The organism is Microbulbifer maximicatervae (SeqCode), from assembly GCF_052467065.1.
On the sequence record NZ_CP174299.1, the window covers coordinates 3,638,927 to 3,659,733 of the forward strand.

Genomic DNA, 20,807 nt, shown 5'->3' on the forward strand with positions numbered 1-20,807 from the left:
CTCTGAATCTGAGTTGCATATGGGCTTTTTTCTCAATAGCCTTTAAGCGGACTCTGTTGTTTGCGGGCTTGTTGTATTGGAAGAAAACTTTGTCGACAAGTAACAGTGAAAGTAACAAACCTGGCCAGCGTAACGCTCTGGTTCTCTCTGGGGGAGGTGCGCGTGCTGCCTATCAAGCGGGCGTTTTAAGGGCGCTTGCGGAACTGGTTCCAGAAGATAATCCTCGGCCCTTTCAGATAATCTGCGGCACCTCTGCAGGAGCTATGAACGCGATGCTTCTCGCCTCTCATACAGGCACCTTTAAAGAAGCTGTCGACAGAATGTGCTCAGTTTGGTTGCAGCTTAGTGTTGAGCAGGTTTATCGCACCAGTTGGCGTAGTTTACTTGGGAACCTGTTTTCCATCAGTCGTTCGCTCTTGAACCAAGGTGTGGGTAGACAAAAACCTTTGGCACTCCTGGATAACAGTCCGCTACGTAGTTTGGTTGAGCGCGAGATAAACTTTGACAATATTCAAAAAAATATTTCGGCTGGGCATTTGCATGCCACAAGTGTTAATGCGCTTTCTTATAGTGAAGGGCAGTCCGTCAGCTTTTTTCAGGGAGCGGAGAATGTTAAAGGATGGCAGCGGTTTCGTCGCTTTGGAGTGCCCACTCAATTAACCTCGGACCACCTATTGGCGTCAGCAGCAATTCCTGCCATTTTCCCGGCGGTCAAATTGGATGGAGTTTATTTTTGCGATGGTGCCATTCGTCTGATGGCCCCGATTAGTCCGGCACTGCATCTCGGTGCCAAGCGTGTATTTGTGGTGGGTGTGTCGGACAACCGTTCTCCAGCCCATTGGGGGAGTCGCAACAGTCCTGCGCAGATGGAGTCCCCTTCGATGGCGCAAATAGCTGCTCAGTTATTCAATGCCGCATTTATCGATAGCTTGGAGGCAGACTTGGAGCATCTGGATCGAGTAAATATGTTACTTGACTATGTGGATCCAACAGATCATACGGATTTGAAATTATTGCGTTCGGTAGAGTCGGTTGTTATTGAGCCCTCGCAGAGTTTAGGGCGTCTTAGCGGAAGGAAACTTGGTCACCTTCCCTCGGCGCTACGCTGGTTGTTCCGCTCAACGGGTGCGACCAATCCCGGTGGCGGTGTTTCTGCAGCCAGTTATCTATTATTTGAAAGGCCATATATCGAGGAACTTATCGATCTCGGCTATCAGGATGCTATGTGGGAAAAAGATAAATTGCGCAGTTTTCTGCAGCCGGAGCCAGAAGGTATAACTGAGCGCAAGGGGCTCTTTGGGATTCGCAGTAAATCTCAAGAAGAGGCTTCTCACGGTAATTCTGAACACTAACTTTAGTTTCTACTCCCCTTATTGGCGTGACTAGCGCCTTTCATCTCAGTGAATATTTTTTCTTCAAGTTTCTAAAGGGCGTTAAACGCCCTTGAATCCATTATTATTCCGCCAAGGCGGAGGAAGCCTTTCGCATTTATTTTCGCGCTCTCTTATGATTTTCTCGGGCTATGTGCGCCCTCACTCATCCGGACAAGTAGCTTCTATATTTAATAGTGATGTCAATGCTGTCGGGTATTATTCAAGATGTTTTCTGTGTTTTTACTCGTGACTCTTTTTTCATTTAGTACAGGTAATCAGGATTTCGCCCAGATGATCGGTAGGGTTGATCGGGTTGAATATTTGGGGGGAGGCTTGGTTGTTTTTGGGTGGGCGTGTCAGAAAGGAGTATTCAAGTCAGTTTCTGTTGGTCTTTATCTAGGTGGAGACAGTAGAAGCGGGTTTCCATTAAAAGTTTCCAGAGCTGATCAGAAGTCGTCAAAGGGAATTGCCAATATATGTGATACCCAGGGCGTTCCCCATGGATTCAAGTTTTATTTGAATTATGAGGAAATGAAAAAGTTTGTAAGAAAGAAGGTCTATGTATACGGGTTTTCATCAAATCAAGGCAGATTCAGTGCAATTTCAAATTCTGGTAGATATCGGGTTGGGATTCCCTATATGAAATATACCGATATTACCTTGTTGCGAAGAACTTTTGATTTACAACCACTGGCTACGTTTGATGATCAGCATTTAAATTTAATTCCAATGCCCGGTGATGGGTATGCTCTGGAAGCTCAGTATATTCCTTATGAAAAGGGTTCTGAGAGAATTAGTACATCAACCCAATTAGCCAAATCTGTTTCATCGGCAACTCTCGCTTACGATGTGAAGTTTCATCGGAACTTCGAATTTGTTAAGGGCGGTAAGCTACACGGCCTTGCTGGTGGGGGGCAGGCTTCAGGATGCGTACCTATCGATCCGAAGAGTTGGAGTGTGCGGGTTAAGTTTGGTGCGGAGGGTAGGGTCGGGCTCTATACCTATCATCAGGATAGAGTCGCTCGGTGTGGAGATGGGTATCAAGGGAATGACAGCTTTAGATTTGAGCGGGATACTTGGTATCGGATTGAGTTGTTTGTGCAATTAAATAGCAGTGCAAATAATGCTGACGGATATATCGAGCTATTTATAAATGGCAAAAAAATTATAGAGGAACAAGGGTTACGGCTGACTGGTAGTGATAGGGTAGCTATTGATAAATTTCAGTTCAGTACTTTTCATGGCGGTAGTTCAGCTTTGTGGTCACCCTCCAAAAAAGTCTATGCCTACTTTGACAATATTTCAGTGAAGCAAGGGAGAAAGATATATGGTCTTAAGGGGGCTGTATGCGAAAATGAGAAAGCTGGAATATACAATGGGTCAGGAGCTTGCTGTTCCAGCTCGTGTGGGGCCTGTGGCGGCCCTGGGTGCGGCCAATTAAATGGCGGAAGCTCAGCCTGCTGTACATCGGAAATTATTAATTCAGCGCCATTGTGCTCCTATCCTGGGCAGGTCGCCCCATGCACTATGTAAGGCTTGAGGGTTTCTGAGTAACTTGGAGGCTTTATAAATTAAAGTTTCCATTTAAATCGCTGAATTAATTGCAAGAAACTTCCCTGTATTTCGCATTGTATTTTCAGCTGAGAACCGCTCATCGGATGTTCAAGCTTGAGTTCAGATGCATGCAAAAGCAGTCGAGAGCACTCGAGTCTGTTGGCAAAGAAACGATTATGGGTTGACTTTCCATATTTCGGGCAGCCAATTAGAGGGTGATGGATATGCTTGAAATGCCTTCTTATTTGATGGCGCCGCCCTGTTTTCAATTGGATTTCTATTAGGGAATACCGGCTGGTTGGGTAGCGGTCAACCTCATAAGGTAACTCAATAGTCTCCAAGCGTCGGTGCAGTGTAACAGCCTGCTGACGCGGCAGATCCGTTTTTGGTCGTTTCCTCTGGTGTTTGAAGTCGGCAACGGGGGGGAGGGCATAGTCAATGACACCTTCTTCCGGGCTATACCCTCTACATACAGCAATATATTTTTTTGATGATAAATCACTTTCCAGCTGTTGCTGTACCTGCGCAGCAATCTCGCTGCTTTTCGCAAAAATAATAACACCGGAGGTAGGCTTATCCAGTCGATGTACTGGATAAAGAAAGCTACCACATAGGTCCCTCAAATATTGCAAAAGTACACGCTTTTCATGGCGGTCTATTTCTGATCTGTGAACAAGCCACCCCTCTGGTTTATAAGCGGCAAGTAAGTAGTCGTCTTCAAAGAGAATGGTAGGTTCTTGAGTGGTCATTTTGGGGGTGTGGCGGCTGGACTGTAATTTCGGTAACACGATTTTATGGCATAGCGAGCCCTCAAGCTATGTTGAAAAGTAAAAGTTGGTTAGTGAATTCAGGGTAGAATTTTTATCGATAGGCAAAAAACAGGCTTGACATGGTTCCAAATGAGAATAAACTGCACCTAAATTCCATTGCTGATCTAGTTTCAAGGTTAGCATTCTAATTGGCAGTATTTTTGAAGTGGATCGCACCACTAAGGAGCCGTGAAATGCGAAATGTAGATATCAAGAGTTTATTTGTTTAATCGCTTTTCACGCGCTTGAGCTTGGAAAGTGATATTGCTTTCCAAGCCAGACCTTCCAAAAGCCCTGGCAAATGCCGGGGCTTTTTTGTTTTAGCTTGGATTGCCGTTTCAGTTAAGTGGATTAATCCAGGGATAAAATATGCCTGTAAAAACAGTGTTAAATCGAAATGCAGCGCCTGGCACGGTACCGGTAAAAATCTATACCGATGATATTGAGCCCCAGGCAATGCAACAGTTAAAGAATATTGCCCAGCTTCCTATTGTGCACTCCCATGTTGCTGCTATGCCGGATGTGCATTTGGGAAAGGGGGCAACGGTAGGATCGGTGATCCCAACGGTAAGTGCGATAATTCCTGCTGCCGTTGGGGTGGATATTGGTTGTGGAATGAATGCGGTGCGAACTTCGCTACAAGCCCATCAGCTGCCAGACAATCTGAAAGCACTGCGGGACGCCATTGAGGTGAAAGTGCCGGTTGGTCAGGGGCGACATAAACTGATCAGCGCCAGGGAATCTGCCTGCAAACTTTTAGCTCCCGGTGTGGATAGATTGTTTTCAAAGCATCCAGGGCTGCTGAAGAAGCTGCATCAGCCACAAAAAACCTGGGTGACCCAAATGGGTACATTGGGGGGTGGCAATCACTTTATCGAAATTTGTATTGATGAGAGTGGTGCTGTCTGGGTGATGTTGCATTCAGGGAGTCGAGGGATTGGCAATGCTATTGGTCAGCATTTTATCCAGCTGGCCCGTCGGGATATGGCTGGGCATTTGCACAATCTTCCTGATAAGGATCTGGCCTATTTCTCAGAAGGCTGCCAGAATTTTGACGATTATATTGAAGCGGTTAATTGGGCGCAGGAATATGCTCGCTGGAATAGGCAGGAAATGATGAAGCTTGTGCTTGGATGTCTGAAGGTCAGCTTAGCAAAGTTTACTTTGACCACAGAGGCAATTAACTGCCACCATAATTATGTTGTTCGCGAGCGCCATTTTGATAGAGATGTATTCGTGACTCGCAAAGGGGCTATTAGTGCTCAGAGAGATCAACTGGGAATTATTCCCGGCTCTATGGGGGCTAAGTCATTTATCGTGCGTGGGCTTGGCAATAAGGAATCTTTTTGTTCCTGTGCCCACGGAGCTGGTCGAAAAATGAGTCGTACAGCAGCTCGCCAGCGTTTTACCAGAAAGGACTTGGAAGATCAGACCCAAGGTGTGCAATGCCGTAAAGATAAGGACGTTCTGGATGAGATTCCTGCTGCTTATAAGGATATTGACCAGGTGATGGAGAACCAGTCCGATCTCGTGGAAGTGGTGCACACGCTACGCCAGGTAATTTGTATCAAGGGGTAAATAAGGAGGTATCAATACAAGTTTTGAGTGAGAAGATATTTGGAAGAGTGGATCTACTAAAAGTAAAAGGTGAAGTTTTATGAAAAAGAAAGAAAAAATTCGTAGTTACGTTGCGCGTAATCCGCTAATGAGAAAGGGCGGTGCCCACGTAAAGGCAAAATCTTCGGGTCGTTTCGCTAGCAAGCAGAAGCTTCGTAAAGAGGTGCGGGAGTGCGACTCCCGCCCCCAGGCTTTTGCTGCTATTTTTTCGTTGATATCGCCTCTTTAGTTAGCCGTGTTCTCTGCTAGCCTATTTCCCATCAGGCCAGTTGGGTAGAGCTTCCAAATATACCCAGCGCTTCTTAAATAACTTAAATAGTGAAATTTCGTGAATCAGGTGTTCTTGGTCATTTTCTGTATACCAAGCCTTAAATTCTACAATCGACTTTTTTAGTCCCGCCTTGCTCTTAATAACTTCCAATTGTGTCCATTGGGTTTCAATATCCTCAGCTTGCAGTTCTGGGCAGGTGTCGGGATGCCAGGTTTTTTTCAGGTACCGAAAATTTCCGGTTGCAAAGGCCGTATAGCGACTGCGCATAACCGCTTCTGCATTATTGGGGTAAGCCTTTCCCGACAAATAGAGTCCGCAGCAGGTATCAAGGGGCTTGCCCGATCCACAGGGGCAGTACCGATCCGTCATAAATCATCTCTCCAGCGTGAACTTAACGCTCTCGTAACACTTTTTAACCATGTTTTCTGGTGAGGGAGCGTAGCATAGCTTGACCTTTGAAATGTTGCCGCTAAGATACCGACCAACCGGTTGGTTTTGATTGGTGATGCCCAGGAGGTCATGTGTCGAGAGTCGACAAAGCTGCCATTGTCCGAGCAGCAGAAGAAGTAGTCCGGGATCGCGGGGCGCGCAAGTTGACCCTGGATGCGGTGGCTGCACAGTGCGGGCTCAGCAAGGGCGGTTTGATTCATCATTTTCGAACTAAGCAGTCACTCCTGAAGGCGATGCTGGAGGCGGCAATAGCTCGTGAAGATGACAGTGTTGCCACTTTTGTGTCCTCCGGGGACAGCTTGTTGGTGTCGCGCTTGAAGAGCATTTTTGAATTGATGGAGGACGACAAGGGGCTGCCTCGCTCACTGATCGCCGCCGTGGCCGAAGACCCCATGTTGCTGGGGCCGGTAAAAGACAAAGAGGATCAGCAGCGTCGCGATATATGCGATGCGTATCGTGACCCGGAAATGGCGGAACTGCTAATCCTGGCGGCCCAGGGCATGTTCCTGGGTCGCGTACTCGGTGTGGTTGAGTCTGAAGACCCGATTATTGAACGTTTACAGGGACGTCTGCTGGCGCTCTCTGCCGACCTGAACTAAAGGTCAGCCCCAGTTAATACAGTTTGTGGATGATGAATATGAATATATCGCCAAGATCGCGTTTCTCATTGGCCGTTTTGATCGCAGCAGTTGCAGTTCTGGCAGGATGCTCCGAATCGAAGACGGAGCAGGCGCAGGCAGAGCACGTCTGGCCCGTGAAAGTAGCTACCGTTGCCAGTAATAACCAGGTCAAAGATCGACAGTTTGCCGGTCGTGTTAAGGCAGTGCAGAGTGTCGATCTATCTTTCCAGGTCGGTGGGAAGCTGGACAAGCTCACAATTCGCGAAGGTGAAATTATTCCAAAGGGAACCCTGATAGCAGAGCTTGATCAGCGGGATTACCTGCGCAGGGTAAAAGAAGCCCGATTAAATGTAGAGTTGCTGGAAAAAACCCTCAATCGTCAGCGCTCTCTGGCAGGGTCAAAAGTTATTTCACAGCAGCAGCTGGATGAAACGAAAAGTAACTTTGACTTAGCTAAAGTGACCCTGGAACGTGCTGAGCAGGACCTGGCTTATACACAGCTAAGGGTTCCTTTCGATGCTTTGGCAACTCGCCAGCTGGTAGAGAATTACACCAACGTCCAGGCCGGCCAGGCAATTGTCCGTTTGCAGAATATTTCTGAAGTTCGAATTCAAATCTCCGTGCCTGAAAAGCTGTTGGCCACGGTTAATGAAGAGCAAGTCAACTCCATGACCGCCGAATTTGAATTTTTGCCGGGCAAGGAGTTCCCACTTTCTTACCGTGAGCACCAGGCTGAGGCAGACAGCGTTACCCAGACTTACGTTGTCGAGTTTGGAATGCCCCGCCCCGAAAATGTACAGATCCTTCCCGGCATGACCGCTCGCGTTAGTGTGAAGTTGAATAAAGCGAGTGGTGATCTGTGGGTTCCCCTTTCAGCAGTGCAGACTGGCCCGGAAGGTAAGCCCTATGTTTGGCAAATTAATGCAGACCAATCTGTTTCCAAAGCTTCCGTGACCCTCGGGCGTACTGATGGTGAGTCGGTTCAGATTAAAGATGGCATTAGCCCTGCTATGAAACTGGTTGCTACCGGCGGCCAGCACCTTTATGACGGTGCAAAAGTACGCAATTACGCACAGCACTAATTAGTGTGTTAGCTCTGGCCCTGTTAACAGTAGGGAAAATGTTGTGAAGATTTCTGACATATTTATAGAAAAGCCAGTTTATAGCTGGCTGTTGATGCTGATTTGCTTAATCGGTGGTCTTTGGGGGCTTTCAGATATTGGTCGCCTCGAAGATCCTGCGTTTACGATCAAGGAAGCCCGTGTTTACACTTTCTACCCAGGCGCCAGCGCCCAGCGTGTAGAAGAGGAGGTCACCGAAAAGCTTGAGGTGGCCATCCAACAAATGGGGCAGCTGGACAAGGTCTCTTCCACCTCAAGTCCGGGAATGTCTGAAATTCGGGTGGAAATCAAAGATCAGTATGCCTCGCAGGAACTTGCCCAGGTTTGGGATGAATTGCGGCGCAAGGTTAATGATGCTCAAAGTGACCTGCCCAGCGGTGCTTTACCCTCCATTGTGAATGATGACTTTGGTGAGGTTTACGGTATTTATTATGCGATTACCGGAGAAGGGTTTTCGCTGACTGAAATGCGTGAAATTACCAAAGCGATTCGCCGGGAGTTACTGGGAGTTGAGGGAGTTGCCAAGGTTTCCCGCTCAGGCATTATCGACGAAGTGGCTTACCTGGATATTGATGAATCCCGTCTGGCCCAGTTTGGTTTTTCCCTGGATGACTTAGCGCAGGTACTGCAATCTGAAAGTTCGACCCAGAAAGTCGGCGAGATTGGAGGTCAGGATTTACGTACCCGTATACTGGTTGATAATCCTGCGAGTGACCTGGAATCCATTCGTAATATTCTCGTCGGCGTGCCCGGTTCTACCGCGATGCTGGCCGTCCGTGATATCGCCGATATTTCTCTCGGTTACGATGAGAGCCCAAGCTTTATTGCCCGATTTGATGGTAAGCAGGCCATTCTGCTGGGTGTGGCCGGTGCGGAAAATACCAATATCGTGAACGTTGGCAAGGCGGTAGAGGCCAGGCTGGAGCAGATTAAACAGGCATTACCCCTGGGTGTAGAAATCCATCCTATTTACGAACAGCACCAGGTAGTAGAGGAGAGTGTTGACGGTTTCCTCTTTAACCTGGTTTCCTCTGTCGTGATCGTTACTCTAGTACTTTGTGTATTTATGGGCTGGCGATCCGGTGTTGTGGTTGGCACTGTCCTCGGTTTGACCGTTTTGGGCACCGTGTTAATCATGAACCTGTTTGGCTTGAATTTGCAGCGGATCTCTCTCGGTGCCCTGATTATCGCCATGGGTATGTTGGTTGATAATGCCATTGTGGTTGCAGAAGGGATGCTGATGGGGGTTCAGAGAAAAGAAGAGCCTAAGAGTGCTGCCAGGCGCGTAGTCCGCCAGACTTTCTGGCCACTGCTGGGTGCGACCATTATCGGTATTATGGCGTTCTCCGGTATCGGTCTGTCCGATGATGCTACTGGTGAATTCCTTTTCTCCCTGTTTGCGGTAATTGGTATCTCCCTGCTACTCAGCTGGATACTGGCAATTACTATTACCCCTTACTTGGGCTATCACCTGTTTAAGCCGGGTAAGCAAGCCGACTCGGATGATCCGTACGATGGCCGCTTCTACAACATGTATTCCGGTGCTTTATCAGGAGCGTTGAAGCGCAGGGGCCTGACCATTGCAGTACTTATTGTGGTGACCCTGGCCAGCTACTTTGCTTTCGGGTTTGTGAAGCAGGGGTTCTTCCCCAATTCAAATGCTCCTCTGTTTTATGTTAACTACTTCATGCCTCAGGGCAGTGATATTAACCGTACAGACAAGGCGCTTCAGGAAGCGACTGCATTCTTCCAGGAGCAGGATGAAGTTGTCTCCGTAACGGCGGTAGCTGGTCGCGGGGCTGATCGCTTTATGCTGACCTATGCTCCCGAGCCACCCAATGCGTCTTATGGCCAGTTGATTGTCCGCACTGAAAACCGGGAGCAAATCCCCCAGTTGATTGAGAGTGCCAAGGCGAAGTTGCGTGTAGCGCAGCCGGAGGCATTGATTACTTTCAAGCGCCTGGTGTTTGGTCCCGGTGGCGGATCGGATGTTGAAGTGCGTATTTCAGGTCCGGATTACCAGACACTGCGTACCTTGGCGGTCAGTGTAGAACAGCAGTTCCGTGAAAAAGGACTGGAAGATATTCGTCACAACTGGCGCAGCAGAGAGCCTACTCTGCACGCACATCTGGATGATGAGCGAGCGCGAGTTGCCGGGGTTACCAATGCTGATGTCAGCCGTATGATTCAGTTTGCCACTGCGGGTTACACCGTTGGCGACTTTGAAAGCGGTGACCGTATTATCCCTATTGTTGCCCGTATGCCAGAGGGAGATCGCAATCAGGTGGGTTCACTGGAAGACCGCTTGGTGTGGAGCCCTAATGAGCAGGGATATATTCCGGCAGGACAGTTGATTACTGATTTCGAGTTAACCGCTGATGAAGGATTGATCCAAAGACGCAACAGGGTGCCGACTATTACCATCAGTGCGGATGCGCCTGAAGGTGTTACGGCAATGGCAGCCTTTGGTCGCATACGTCCCTGGGTTGAAGAGATGAAGTTGCCACCAGGCTTCAAGGTTGAATTCGGTGGTGAGTACGAGAGTTCTACCGATGCGCAGAAGTCGTTAGGTAAAGGTTTACCTTTGGGCTTCTTGATTATGATCTTGGTGTCGATATTGCTGTTCGGTACTGTTCGGGAGCCAGTGATTATCTGGCTGGTTGTTCCTATGTGTCTCGTCGGTGTTGTTGTCGGGTTGTTGGCGACGGGATTACCATTTGGATTTATGTCTCTTCTCGGTGTTCTCAGCTTGTCTGGTATGTTGATTAAAAATGCCGTGGTTTTGGTGGATGAGATTGAGGTTCAGACTCATGCGGGCCTACCGAGATTGACAGCTATCCAGCGGGCCAGCGTTAGCCGTTTGCGTCCGGTATTCCTTGCCGCTGTCACTACTATTTTAGGAATGTCCCCGCTACTGTTCGACGCTTTCTTTGCGGATATGGCGGTGACAATTATGGGTGGGCTTGGATTTGCTACGGTGTTGACACTGATTGCAATCCCTGTGTTCTACGCGGTATTCCACAAAGTGAGACCCAACGAAGTAATCGGCGGGGAAACTGAAACCAAAGAGAAGCGCAAAGAGGCGGCTATTAGCGAACCTGTATCCGTTTAAAACATGCTTGCCCTAATTGGGGGCTGATTTAAGAGTCCCGTGCCAAGTTACTATTCACTTGGTACGGGATTTTTTTTGTCTTCGTTTTTTATCCATTAATTGCCAGGTTGTTTTCTGAGAGGGAGATTTTCATTGAAATATATGAAGAGCTTTGTGCAGAAAATTAAATTTATTGAACTAAATTATTCTTCGCCTGTAATCAAACCTTATTAAGTCTGTCATTTAGCACAACTACTCTATGCCGCCTTTATAACTGGAACTGCCTTCGGGTGGGGAAACAACGCATTGGAGTGGCAATGAAAAATCATAAATTTTTCAAAAGAGCAGCGTTAGCTATCGCTATGCCGGCAATTTTGGCTGGTTGTAGTGACGATAATGATGATCCGGTAGTGGTAACTCCAGATCCGGAAGTGCCAGAGGAAGTCAGTCTATTTGAATCAGTTGCTGGTTCTGAGGCTGCTGCGCATATTGGTCCTTCAACAATACAGGTACCACATGTTGTCGCCACGGCTGAAAACGTCAAGGTAATTAATCTGCTCAGCAATGGTTATCTCCCCACCGATTACTCCAGTGAAAACGTTCCCCAACAGGATATGCTTCCTATATTCGAGGAACACCCAAGTCTCGATGCTGCGGATACGGATGGCCTTTATGTCTTGTCTGGAGAACCCGATGGTTTGGGGTATCTGGATAATGACGACGGTACATTTACCCTGTTTATGAATCAGGAACACTACAACTTTGTTGGCGGTGATGGGGTGGTGCTGGAGAACTCAAATCGCAGTCTCCGATCGACAGGCACCTTCATTTCAAAGTGGGTAATCAATAAAACCACCGGGGAAATTGAGGGTGGTGAGGATCTGATTAAAGGTGTTTATGCCTGGCGGCGTACCCTGTATGACACGGATGGTGAGGTTGCTGAATCTCCAGGATATACCTACGTAACACAAATGAAACCCTATTTTGATGCGGATGGGGACCTTGTGAATACGGGAGCATTCGAACGTTTCTGCTCCGCAACTCTGCCAGCTGAAACTGCTTTCTATAATGCGGAAAGCGGCAAAGGTACCCAGGTGCGGATGTTCTTGACCGGCGAAGAGAGTGACGGTGGCGAGAGCCTCAAAACTTATTACGATGGTTTGGTTGAGAAGCGTGGTTATGAAGGCCTTCGATTTGATGCTTTTGGTAGCATCAGTGGTGAGGCGAAAGCCAAGAGTGAGATCGAGTCTGTCTACGAGTACGACAAATCGGAAATTTATATCGGTCGCGGTATCGCTGTTTTGACAACCGGAGACAATGCTGGTGATGCTTATGAATTGCCACTACTCGGTAAATCTCGCTTTGAGAATATCGTACCCAACTATAAAGCACAGGATAAAACCATACTGCTGTCTGTCGATGATGAACGGCCTCGGGGTGATGAAGATGATGCTTATCGCAATGGAGGTTTTCTCACAGTCTATGTTGGTGAAAAAACCAATGAAGGCAGTGAAGTTGATAAGGCTGGCTTGACCAATGGTGAGCTGTATGCGGTTCGGGTTCTGGATAGCGATGGCGCGCCGATGGTTGATTTTAGTGATAGTAACAATCGAGCGCTGTTCGACGATAACGAATTGATGTTTGAGTTGGTACAACTCTCCAGCCAGGATACCGACGGAGATGGGAAGCCAGAAGATATTCGCGATATGAGCCAGGAGGCCTTCCGTATTCATACCACTGGAATGGAGGTCTCCCAGTGGCGTTCTCCGGAAGATGGTGATTGGGACCCATTGGATCCCAATAGCTTTTATTTTGGAGCCAAGTACGGTGTATACCAGCTTGAGTTTGCGGATATCACCAATCCAACAGATGGTGGAATCATCAAGAGAGTAGTGAGTAGCAAATCCGATGGCGATATAACTGACAACTATGAGAATTTCGACAATATGGCAGCGGTTGCTGGTGTCGATAATAAGACTCGCCTGGTGTTGCAATTTGATAAATCTAATTATTACTCACCAATCTACGTTCTCGACCCTGAAACCGGAGAGATGATTCGTGTTGCCGAATTTAACCCGGAAATTATTGGCGATAGTGAAGACGAGCTCGATCTGAAGATCGAGAAACAGCTGGCAAGTGGAGAATTGGAAGCTGAGCCTACCGATGAGGAATACCAAGCACTGCTGGAAGAGCATGTGGAGAGTAAGCCCTACCGTCAATACTACTCACAATCTTCCAAGGTTCGCAGTGGGCTGGATGATACCGGGATAGAGGCTGCGCTCTCTACCGATGCTGAAGCATCCGGGGTTATTTATGTGGGCGATATTCTGGGTGATGGTTGGTTCTTGAGTTCAACCCAGTTTCACTATGATTTTGAAGGTCGAGTGGATAGTTACCTGAATTCCTTTAATGTGCGTGACCAAAAAAATGGTCCCTCTACACAATTGATTCAGGAAATGATGGCCGGAGGACAGTTGCACGCAATCTATATCCCTCAAGCGGTAGGGCTGGACAAGTAGCAAAATCTATCATTGATAAATTATGCCCTGTCAAGCGTTAATCAGGCAGGGCATTTTTATTAGGTGTAAAAAAATTGATCGAAATATCCTGCTCTTGATTACTCTTGCTATAGCCCTATTTTTTCATTTGGGGTGTTTTGTATAACGTTTGAACCATTTCTTATTGATTTGAACCGCCGCATACAATTGGTACACACTTTCTTGTAACCTAGCGCTCTGGTTTGATTGGTAGTTGATGTATGAGCGTTCGGTCAGTTTCTAAGCTTTTTTCCATTGCTGTAGTTTTCTCCTTCAGTTTTTCCGCTTTTGCAGCGTCCTATGATCGGGCGGAGTGGCTGCCCAAGTGGTCTGATTCCGATCGGGATTGTCAGGATACCCGCCATGAGTTGTTAATTCGCTATTCACTATCCCCGGTAACCTATACCCGCTCCAATCACTGCAAAGTAGACACCGGTTTGTGGCTGGATCCCTACACAGGCGGCTTCTTTGTAAAAGCCTCAGATCTTGATGTAGAACATATTGTGCCGCTAAAGTGGGCGCACGATCACGGGGGAGCCGATTGGACGCGCAAGCGAAAGCAGCGGTTTGCTGAGGACATCGAGAATTTATGGCTGGTTGATGACGGTCGTAACCAAAGTAAAGGCCACAAAGGGCCGGACAAGTGGATGCCGCCCTATGGACCAGTCAAGCAAGTTTACCTCAAGCGGTTTATGGCAATCGTAGATAAGTATGATCTTCAGCTGAGTGCGGGCGAGCGCCGCAAATATCAATCGCTAATGGCGGATGGCTGAGGACAAGTAATCTCTGGGGGGTATAACAAGATTCCGGCATCCGTTAGAATTTTGTTGTCCCCCAGGAGTTATTTGAAATGCAGCATCCCCCCAAGAAGTTAATCGAATACTTTCGGCGCTGCTATCAAGCTGACAGTTACGACCTCTCCCTCAACAATATTCTAAATCTCAAATCGAATCGTCGTCTGTTCTTGGATGAGCGGGACTACTTGGGGGCTGATGAGTTACCACGTGTTCCTATCTCCACTACTGCGGGAGCAAAACTGCTGGAACAAGTGGATGCTTACCGAAAGGAGCGGCGGCTGATTTATGGTTGCCTGTTTATTTGTGGTAACTACGCTCTCCAATCTGGACTAAGTGCAAAACGCAAGTTCTGTGCACCACTACTTTATTTTCCCGCCAAGCTACATTTTGATGAGGATTGTTTTGTAGAGATCAACTCTGCAAACATTCACGTTAATCTCCCTGTTTTGCGTCAACTGCTTAAACCTGATGTTGATTCCTCAATAACAGATAGTTTCCCAGTGCTTGCTTCGCCGCTTTCTTCGACACAGCTGGCTGACGTCGGTCGCTGGCTAACCCATTACACTATTTTGGAAAATGTAGAGGAATTGGGGCGCTGGCCTAACTTGAGTGGTAAGGCAGCTATTGAAAGTGCACCGAAGGGTGCTCAGTTGTCCTTGGTCTCGGCGGGTGCGGTAATTCTTGCGGATAGATCGAGGGGCTCTCGTGGAGTACTGCACGAATTACAACTTTTAGGCAGGGAAAAAAAATTATCTCCTCCGTTACAGGCATTACTGGGAGAGTGCCACTGGGAAACTGCACAGAAAGCGTGTGAGCCGGATATGCTGCCGGGTCTGTTGAGTGGGGCTCAGGAGAGGGCACTGGAAAATGCGGCTCGCTTTCCTCTTAGCCTTGTTTCAGGTCCGCCCGGTACGGGAAAGAGTTTTACGATCGCCGCTATGCTTCTTGATCGAGTGCTGCATGGTGAAAGTGTTTTGGTGGTATCGAAAAACCAGCAAGCACTGGATGTGGTGCGGGATAAGTTGCGAGATGAGTACGGGCTGACTCAGGGGTATGTACATCGAGAGGAGCGGGGTTTTATCCCCAGCTTGAAAGCTCATCTGGATAGGCTGCTGAAAGAGGGGGTGGAACTTCCAGAGAGAAAGCCTGCCCAGGTGAAGAGGGAACTGAAGAGGGCTTATCGAGCCTTGAGGGGCTTGGAGAAGCGCTTCTCCAAAGAGCTGGGATTGGCGCGCGCTGTTAGTGTAGGTCGGTTTGCTCAGTGGGTAGCACGACATGCCTGGAGCTTCTTTGCAAATCGATTGAGTGTTAAAAGTCTGTGGCAATCACAAGGTGCGATTGATGATTGTCGGCGCAACTTTGAAAGCCTGGCAAGTCAGTATTTGAATACTTATCGCCGCGATACATTGCACAGACTGCTGGAAAAGAATCGAGGTACCCTGAGCCAATTCAATCAAGCCTTGCGATCTCGAACTTCAAAAGTACAGGCGGAGCGCTTTGCCCAAACTGATATGCGGGTGGTAATGCAGGCGTTCCCCATATGGCTGGTGGAGGCAGATGAACTCAATGAAGTGCTGCCGTTATCGCCCGCCATGTTCGATTTGGTAGTCTTTGATGAGGCAACCCAGTGTGATATTGCGAGTTCACTGCCGGCTCTGTTTCGAGCTGAGCGGGCAGTGATTGTCGGTGACAGTAAACAACTGCGGCATGTTTCATTTCTTTCCCGCAACCGGCAGCAAAGTATCTGGCAGGGAGTGGTAAAAGATGCCGGGGTGCCGCCAAAACTGAGCTATAGGGATCAATCACTTTTGGATTTGGCTTCAGACGTGATTCCCACTCAACAAGCTGTTGTGATGCTGGATGAGCACTTTCGCAGCCATCCAGAGCTGATCGCATTCAGTAACCATGCTTTTTACTCCGGCCGCTTGAAAGTTATGCGGGCCAGGCCCAAACCATTACTGGACTCGGCGTTAGAATTTTATCAACTGCCAGGGCGCCGGAGGAAAAATGGGAGAAACACCGTAGAGCGCGACTGGGTTATTGCACAATTGAAAGCGCATTTCGAGCGCTATGCCGATGCTGCAATTCGGCCGTCGGTCGGTGTTTTGTCTCCCTATCGGGATCAGGCCGATTATTTGGAAGGGGAGTTGATTAAGGTCTTCTCCTCTCAGAAGTTACAGAGTTTTTCTGTGCGCGTTGCCACGCCCTATGGTTTTCAAGGAGAGGAGCGAGATTTAATGCTTATCTCCATGGCTATTGATAGTCATTCGTTGCGGGCAGCCAGCTACTTAAACCGGGCGGATGTGTTTAATGTCACAATTACCAGGGCAAAAGAAAAGCAGTTGGTTGCGTTGTCGATTGAGCCCCAAGCTCTCCCTACGGATCATCTCTTGCGTCAATATGTTGAGTTTCCACACTCCGTTGGCAGTCATTTGCAGGGTGATGAAATCGTATGTCGTTTTGCGAGTGAAGTTAGCCATTTATTAACCCAGCACGAAATTCCCCATTGGGTAGGCTTTCCTGTGGCTGGGCAGATTGTAGATGTGGTTTGTGCTGTGAGCGGGCGTTTTATCGGTATTGACCTGATTGGGTATCCCGGCGACTACGAGTCTTACTTTAGTGTAAAGGTCTACAAGGCATTGTATCGGGCGGGCATTCCGGTCTTTCCCCTGCCGTATATTAACTGGCGAAAAGACCGGCAGGGCTGCATCGAGCAGTTATTGGCGATCCTTCAGCAGGAAAAAGTGATTGTATCTGAAGCCGCTATTCCTGACGGTTAGTGCCGCTGCTTAGGGCTCAGAGATGAAAGTTACGCCGCAGCTGCTAGTCTTCAAGGAGGTTTGAGCAAAATTCCAGAGTAGATCTATGAAATCCTGGTTGCTGATTCTCTCCCTCTCTGTGGTTGCAATTGCCGGAGTGCAAGTTTCTTTGGCTGATCCCCAGCAGGTTCAAGGGGTGCGAAGTCCCACTTTAAGTTTCTGCCAGGCGCGGTTCTATGAGGAAGAGGACGGACGCCTCTACTGTAACTGGGCAGTCAATTTCAGGTATGCCTGCTTTGTTTGGTGGCCAACGAATAAGATTATTCCTGCAGGGGCCAAGCTTTCAGAGCCTGAGGTTGTCGGAAAGTGTGGTAATGGTGAGCCAGTCGTCAAATTGCATCACTACTAACTCACCTGTAAAGGAGCTGTGCAGGTGAGTCGTGGATACCCCGGTTCTTCAGCGGGTAAGCTTGATTACTGACGACGGAGTCAAAGTGTGATCGCGTGTACTGGTGTCCAAGGAGGTGGCGTGTTAGCTTTTCTCCTGCTCGGCATAGAGTCCTCGATCTTGCAGCTCACGGGCCTGTTTGAGGATTTCAAGCATGGCGCTGTCCTCTACCGACATGGCATCGATGATGGCTGCCAGCAGATCTGCTGAAAACATGCACTTGCTGACTTTGCTGCGCAGGTTTTCCGGTGTCATTGAAATTCCTCTCTCGGCCAGTGCTTGGGCGAGATCCCCGTAACGCATGCCCTTTAGTGCCATTGATGCGCGCACATAGCGAGCAATTGCCTGCTTGTAAGGGGTCAGTGCTTGCTGGTTGCTCAGGCTTTGCTTGTGGTCCATGGGCTCTACTCCGTCCTATTCACTATCACCAATGTGGTAAATATTATCTTTGTGTGTATTATTTGCAACATTAGTTTGTAATAAGTTATTGACCGCAGATTTTTTGGTGCTATATTTGTGACCAATATTCCACAGCGAGGGAGTTGAGATGACCTGGAACAATGAGAACCTGCGCCAATTGGCGGAAAACCACTCCGGATGGGTGGTCGAATCTGAGGGGGATTGCCTCAGTATTTCCAACGATGAAGGCGTCGATGCGTTTGTCTATGTTGGCGAGAAGCAGATAGTTGTAGAGAGCATTCTGTTTCCCGTGAGCCAGGTAGATGATGTGGCAGCGCTCAATGAAATGGTTCTGCAAACACATCAGCTGGTGCCCCTGACAGCCATTGCGATCAAGAATATTGGTGGTGAGAACTACTACGTCGCTTTCGGTGCTCTGTCGGTGTCCAGCAAGGACGAAGTTGTTATCGAGGAGGTTGAGACCCTGTTTTCCAATGTGGGTGACTTCCTGGATTTATTTGCCGATCATTTTGAAACGGAGGGTGTAGCATGAGCCTTAAGAGAATTTGGACTGCTTTGAAAGGCGCAGTTAACGAAGGAACAGAAGCAGTAGCGGATAGCCAATCGATTCGTATTCTTGACCAAGAATTACGCGAGGCGAAGGAAGAATTGAAAGCTTGCGATGAAAACCTGACCAAAATCATGGCGAAGCGCAAACTTACTGAGAGTAAGGTCCAAGCGCTGCAAGCCGACGTTGAAACCTATAGCACTCACGCAATCAACGCGAGTGAAAAGGGCGATAACGAACTCGCTCTTGAGTGTGCAGAGCGTGTTACCGAGCTGGAAAGCCAGCTGGAAACTGAGCGCAGCATCCTGGATGGATTCCTGAGTTCAGAGAGCACCCTGAAAGGTAATATTACCCAGGCAAAAACCAATGTGCGCCGTATGGAGCAGCAGATTGACCAGATCAAAGCGACTGAGTCTGTTCAAAAAGCACAGGTAGCGGTTTCTTCCCGCCACATGGGTGCGAACAGCAAGATCAAAACAGCGCTGGACAGCCTGGATCGCATCAAAAACAAGCAGGAGCAGCGTGCTGCTGAGCTTGAAGCTGCGGAAGAGCTGGCTTCAGAGGAAACCGGCTCCAGCCTGGATGCCAAGCTGAAAGCGGCGGGCATCAAGCCCGGCGGCCAGAAAAGTGGCAGCGATAAGTTGGCTCAACTGTTAGCGGGCCGCGAAAAGGCTTAACACAGTGCTGCTTTATCGAGTGCGACGCCTTCTGGCGTCGCTTTTCATTCGGGCCAATGTAACCACCATTCTCATAGCTGTAGGCAGCTATGTTTTCATCTCCTATTGGCTGCTCAAAATTGCCGGTGAAGCTGATATTGTCGCGGGCGAGAATTTCTTTTACTGGTTGGTCGTTACCGCATCGACAGTAGGTTACGGCGATTTCTCCCCGGTAACCCCTGAGGGTAAAGTCGTAGTTGCCGCTTGGGTGATCCCAGTGGGCCTCAGCCTGTTTGCCATGGTGGTCACAAGAATTGGCTTTGCGGTTTCAGAATTTGTGCATCGCGGCAAGAAGGGCTTGCGTATGACAAACCATATTGATCACACAGTAATTATCGGCTGGAACGGTACCAGAACGCTCCGCTTGATTGAGTTGCTACTCTCCAAAACAAACGGTAGCGCAGCAGAGATTGTCCTCTGTGTTGAAGCCGATATCGAAAATCCGATGCCGGGTAAGATTGATTTTGTCCGGGTGGAATCGTTTTCCCACGGGGAAGGTATGCAGAGGGCAGGGTTGGCTGATGCCGCTCGAATTATTATCGACAACCCTCTGGATGATGTAACCCTTACAACCGCCTTATTCTGCGACAAGCTCAGCCCGAACAGCCATAAAACGGCTTATTTCCAAGATGAAAATGTGGGTGAATTGCTCCGTGCCCACTGTCCCAATATTGAATGTATTCCCTCTGTCGCTGTAGAGATGTTGGCAAAATCCTCGCTTGACCCCGGTTCCGCAAGGTTGCACCGACAGTTACTCGATAGCACATACGGCATGACCCAATACAGCGTTGAATATCGGGGTGAGAAGCCTCTTCCTGTCGGTGAATTATTTGACCATTTTAAGCGGGATCTCTCCGCGACCTTAATTGCGGTACGTAGAAAGGGCGTGGTTAAAATTGATGTGAACCCGGGGCTTACCGATCAGGTCACCGAGGGCGACATGCTGTATTATATCTCTGCAAAGCGGCTCGATGAAAAAAGCTGTTTCGATATAAAAAGTAATGAAGAAGGTGTTGGTACATGTTTACCAAACTGATAAATAAAATAAAGGGAAAGGACGCTCCAAAGGTCAAGACTCCAGAAATTATGGGCTTGCGAATGGGGGCGAGTTTTGAGCTGGACCCTTTGGCTATTCGCCTGATACTCGATGAACTGACCATTGAATCCTGTTCACCGACCCAGATCATTAAAGCGGCCGGTGTTGTCGAACTAGATGGTACCTGGATTTATCGCTTTTACACTGATGATGATGCCTGGCTGCAAGTGATTGCTGAGGGCGGTCAGCGGGATGAGCATGTTGTCGATGTAAAGCTGTTCCATTTTTATGACACTCTGGATGTCGGTTCGGAGCAGGCTTGGAATAAATTGTTAAAGAGTGATATTGGCGCACCCAGTTATCACCTTCAAGATCGCTCTTATAGCCGTGTATGGACCGCTGCAGGGGACTACCACAACCCTGTGCATATGGCCGAGAAGACTTACGATGAAGATGGTGATTATTCAGTAACGGATCAATTCACCATGCTTTTCGAACGCGAATTGTCTGATCAGCAAACCGAATCCCTTTTTCTCTCAGCTGAAGAGAAAGAAGAGGATGCAGGCTACCTAAGCCGCAGCCTGGTGATTAGCACCGGTATTACTCTGACCCCCTCACAAATAACAATACACGGATAATAA

At 48.3% G+C, this 20,807-nt stretch carries 18 protein-coding genes; 15 read left to right on the forward strand and 3 right to left on the reverse strand.

Translation table 11 applies throughout. The annotated features are described in order from the left end of the window. Positions 1-89 precede the first annotated feature (89 nt). A complete protein-coding gene (locus ACJJI1_RS16175; RefSeq protein ID WP_444957281.1) occupies positions 90-1,352 on the forward strand; it encodes a patatin-like phospholipase family protein in 1,263 nt (420 codons plus the stop codon). A gap of 660 nt (positions 1,353-2,012) precedes the next feature. Continuing rightward, positions 2,013-2,906 (forward strand): polysaccharide lyase, encoded by an 894-nt coding sequence (locus ACJJI1_RS16180; RefSeq protein ID WP_444957282.1) that lies wholly within the window; start codon positions 2,013-2,015, stop codon positions 2,904-2,906. A 38-nt stretch (positions 2,907-2,944) separates the two neighbouring features. Here ACJJI1_RS16180 and ACJJI1_RS16185 read toward each other — a convergent pair whose 3' ends face one another. Next, positions 2,945-3,676 carry a pseudouridine synthase gene (locus tag ACJJI1_RS16185; protein ID WP_444957283.1) on the reverse strand — a complete coding sequence of 244 codons (732 nt, stop codon included), beginning with the start codon at positions 3,674-3,676 and terminating at the stop codon, positions 2,945-2,947. Positions 3,677-4,105: 429 nt separating this feature from the next. On the opposite strand from ACJJI1_RS16185, the gene ACJJI1_RS16190 reads away from it, so the two are divergent. Together ACJJI1_RS16190 and ACJJI1_RS16195 are read left to right on the forward strand one after the other, a co-directional pair. Next, positions 4,106-5,314 (forward strand): RtcB family protein, encoded by a 1,209-nt coding sequence (locus ACJJI1_RS16190; RefSeq protein WP_444957284.1) that lies wholly within the window; start codon positions 4,106-4,108, stop codon positions 5,312-5,314. Between the two features lie 79 nt (positions 5,315-5,393). Continuing rightward, entirely contained in the window at positions 5,394-5,582 is a 189-nt protein-coding gene (locus ACJJI1_RS16195) for a hypothetical protein (RefSeq protein ID WP_413665191.1), read from the forward strand. A gap of 21 nt (positions 5,583-5,603) precedes the next feature. Here the strand turns inward: ACJJI1_RS16195 and ACJJI1_RS16200 are convergent, their stop codons facing one another. Further along, on the reverse strand, positions 5,604-5,993 hold the full coding sequence (locus ACJJI1_RS16200; RefSeq protein WP_282933410.1) for a YchJ family protein: 390 nt from the start codon (positions 5,991-5,993) through the stop codon (positions 5,604-5,606). A 152-nt stretch (positions 5,994-6,145) separates the two neighbouring features. On the opposite strand from ACJJI1_RS16200, the gene ACJJI1_RS16205 reads away from it, so the two are divergent. The 7 genes from ACJJI1_RS16205 to ACJJI1_RS16235 all read left to right on the forward strand — a co-directional run bounded on the left by ACJJI1_RS16205 (position 6,146) and on the right by ACJJI1_RS16235 (position 17,408). Continuing rightward, entirely contained in the window at positions 6,146-6,673 is a 528-nt protein-coding gene (locus tag ACJJI1_RS16205) for a TetR/AcrR family transcriptional regulator (protein ID WP_444896723.1), read from the forward strand. Positions 6,674-6,711: 38 nt separating this feature from the next. Further along, positions 6,712-7,776, forward strand: a complete 1,065-nt coding sequence (locus ACJJI1_RS16210; RefSeq protein ID WP_444896724.1) for an efflux RND transporter periplasmic adaptor subunit — start codon at positions 6,712-6,714, stop codon at positions 7,774-7,776. A gap of 43 nt (positions 7,777-7,819) precedes the next feature. Continuing rightward, positions 7,820-10,927: an efflux RND transporter permease subunit gene (locus ACJJI1_RS16215; protein ID WP_444896725.1), complete on the forward strand. Its 3,108-nt coding sequence runs from the start codon at positions 7,820-7,822 to the stop codon at positions 10,925-10,927. Between the two features lie 296 nt (positions 10,928-11,223). Further along, on the forward strand, positions 11,224-13,425 hold the full coding sequence (locus ACJJI1_RS16220) for a hypothetical protein (RefSeq protein ID WP_444894307.1): 2,202 nt from the start codon (positions 11,224-11,226) through the stop codon (positions 13,423-13,425). A 239-nt stretch (positions 13,426-13,664) separates the two neighbouring features. Next, a complete protein-coding gene (locus tag ACJJI1_RS16225; RefSeq protein WP_444894306.1) occupies positions 13,665-14,216 on the forward strand; it encodes a GmrSD restriction endonuclease domain-containing protein in 552 nt (183 codons plus the stop codon). Positions 14,217-14,293: 77 nt separating this feature from the next. Continuing rightward, the gene (locus ACJJI1_RS16230) at positions 14,294-17,020 is read left to right on the forward strand and encodes a DEAD/DEAH box helicase (RefSeq protein ID WP_444957285.1); all 2,727 of its coding nucleotides are present in this window, start codon (positions 14,294-14,296) and stop codon (positions 17,018-17,020) included. A gap of 85 nt (positions 17,021-17,105) precedes the next feature. Then, positions 17,106-17,408 carry a hypothetical protein gene (locus ACJJI1_RS16235; protein WP_282933402.1) on the forward strand — a complete coding sequence of 101 codons (303 nt, stop codon included), beginning with the start codon at positions 17,106-17,108 and terminating at the stop codon, positions 17,406-17,408. Positions 17,409-17,531: 123 nt separating this feature from the next. On the opposite strand, the gene ACJJI1_RS16240 is transcribed toward ACJJI1_RS16235, so the two are convergent. Continuing rightward, a complete protein-coding gene (locus ACJJI1_RS16240) occupies positions 17,532-17,846 on the reverse strand; it encodes a DUF6471 domain-containing protein (protein WP_108732688.1) in 315 nt (104 codons plus the stop codon). Positions 17,847-17,994: 148 nt separating this feature from the next. On the opposite strand from ACJJI1_RS16240, the gene ACJJI1_RS16245 reads away from it, so the two are divergent. Genes ACJJI1_RS16245 through ACJJI1_RS16260 form a run of 4 tightly spaced genes read left to right on the forward strand, consistent with a single transcriptional unit; the run spans position 17,995 to position 20,804 of the window. Then, positions 17,995-18,399, forward strand: a complete 405-nt coding sequence (locus tag ACJJI1_RS16245; RefSeq protein WP_108732689.1) for a DUF2170 family protein — start codon at positions 17,995-17,997, stop codon at positions 18,397-18,399. Continuing rightward, positions 18,396-19,091 (forward strand): PspA/IM30 family protein, encoded by a 696-nt coding sequence (locus tag ACJJI1_RS16250; protein ID WP_282933401.1) that lies wholly within the window; start codon positions 18,396-18,398, stop codon positions 19,089-19,091. Before ACJJI1_RS16245 ends, ACJJI1_RS16250 begins: the two co-directional genes overlap by 4 nt. A gap of 4 nt (positions 19,092-19,095) precedes the next feature. After that, entirely contained in the window at positions 19,096-20,166 is a 1,071-nt protein-coding gene (locus ACJJI1_RS16255) for a potassium channel family protein (protein WP_413665197.1), read from the forward strand. Then, positions 20,151-20,804, forward strand: a complete 654-nt coding sequence (locus ACJJI1_RS16260; RefSeq protein WP_413665198.1) for a YjfK family protein — start codon at positions 20,151-20,153, stop codon at positions 20,802-20,804. Before ACJJI1_RS16255 ends, ACJJI1_RS16260 begins: the two co-directional genes overlap by 16 nt. The last annotated feature ends 3 nt before the right edge of the window (positions 20,805-20,807 follow it).

What these genes read in the sequence shown, in the direction of transcription:
- ACJJI1_RS16220 (WP_444894307.1), top strand. Translation starts at nt 11,224, where the DNA reads ATGAAAAATCATAAATTTTTCAAAAGAGCAGCGTTAGCTATCGCTATG.
- ACJJI1_RS16235 (WP_282933402.1), top strand. Translation starts at nt 17,106, where the DNA reads ATGAAATCCTGGTTGCTGATTCTCTCCCTCTCTGTGGTTGCAATTGCC.
- ACJJI1_RS16245 (WP_108732689.1), top strand. Translation starts at nt 17,995, where the DNA reads ATGACCTGGAACAATGAGAACCTGCGCCAATTGGCGGAAAACCACTCC.
- ACJJI1_RS16195 (WP_413665191.1), top strand. Translation starts at nt 5,394, where the DNA reads ATGAAAAAGAAAGAAAAAATTCGTAGTTACGTTGCGCGTAATCCGCTA.
- ACJJI1_RS16260 (WP_413665198.1), top strand. Translation starts at nt 20,151, where the DNA reads ATGTTTACCAAACTGATAAATAAAATAAAGGGAAAGGACGCTCCAAAG.
- ACJJI1_RS16180 (WP_444957282.1), top strand. Translation starts at nt 2,013, where the DNA reads ATGAAATATACCGATATTACCTTGTTGCGAAGAACTTTTGATTTACAA.
- ACJJI1_RS16200 (WP_282933410.1), bottom strand. Translation starts at nt 5,993, where the DNA reads ATGACGGATCGGTACTGCCCCTGTGGATCGGGCAAGCCCCTTGATACC.
- ACJJI1_RS16185 (WP_444957283.1), bottom strand. Translation starts at nt 3,676, where the DNA reads ATGACCACTCAAGAACCTACCATTCTCTTTGAAGACGACTACTTACTT.
- ACJJI1_RS16250 (WP_282933401.1), top strand. Translation starts at nt 18,396, where the DNA reads ATGAGCCTTAAGAGAATTTGGACTGCTTTGAAAGGCGCAGTTAACGAA.
- ACJJI1_RS16230 (WP_444957285.1), top strand. Translation starts at nt 14,294, where the DNA reads ATGCAGCATCCCCCCAAGAAGTTAATCGAATACTTTCGGCGCTGCTAT.
- ACJJI1_RS16225 (WP_444894306.1), top strand. Translation starts at nt 13,665, where the DNA reads ATGAGCGTTCGGTCAGTTTCTAAGCTTTTTTCCATTGCTGTAGTTTTC.
- ACJJI1_RS16240 (WP_108732688.1), bottom strand. Translation starts at nt 17,846, where the DNA reads ATGGACCACAAGCAAAGCCTGAGCAACCAGCAAGCACTGACCCCTTAC.
- ACJJI1_RS16210 (WP_444896724.1), top strand. Translation starts at nt 6,712, where the DNA reads ATGAATATATCGCCAAGATCGCGTTTCTCATTGGCCGTTTTGATCGCA.
- ACJJI1_RS16190 (WP_444957284.1), top strand. Translation starts at nt 4,106, where the DNA reads ATGCCTGTAAAAACAGTGTTAAATCGAAATGCAGCGCCTGGCACGGTA.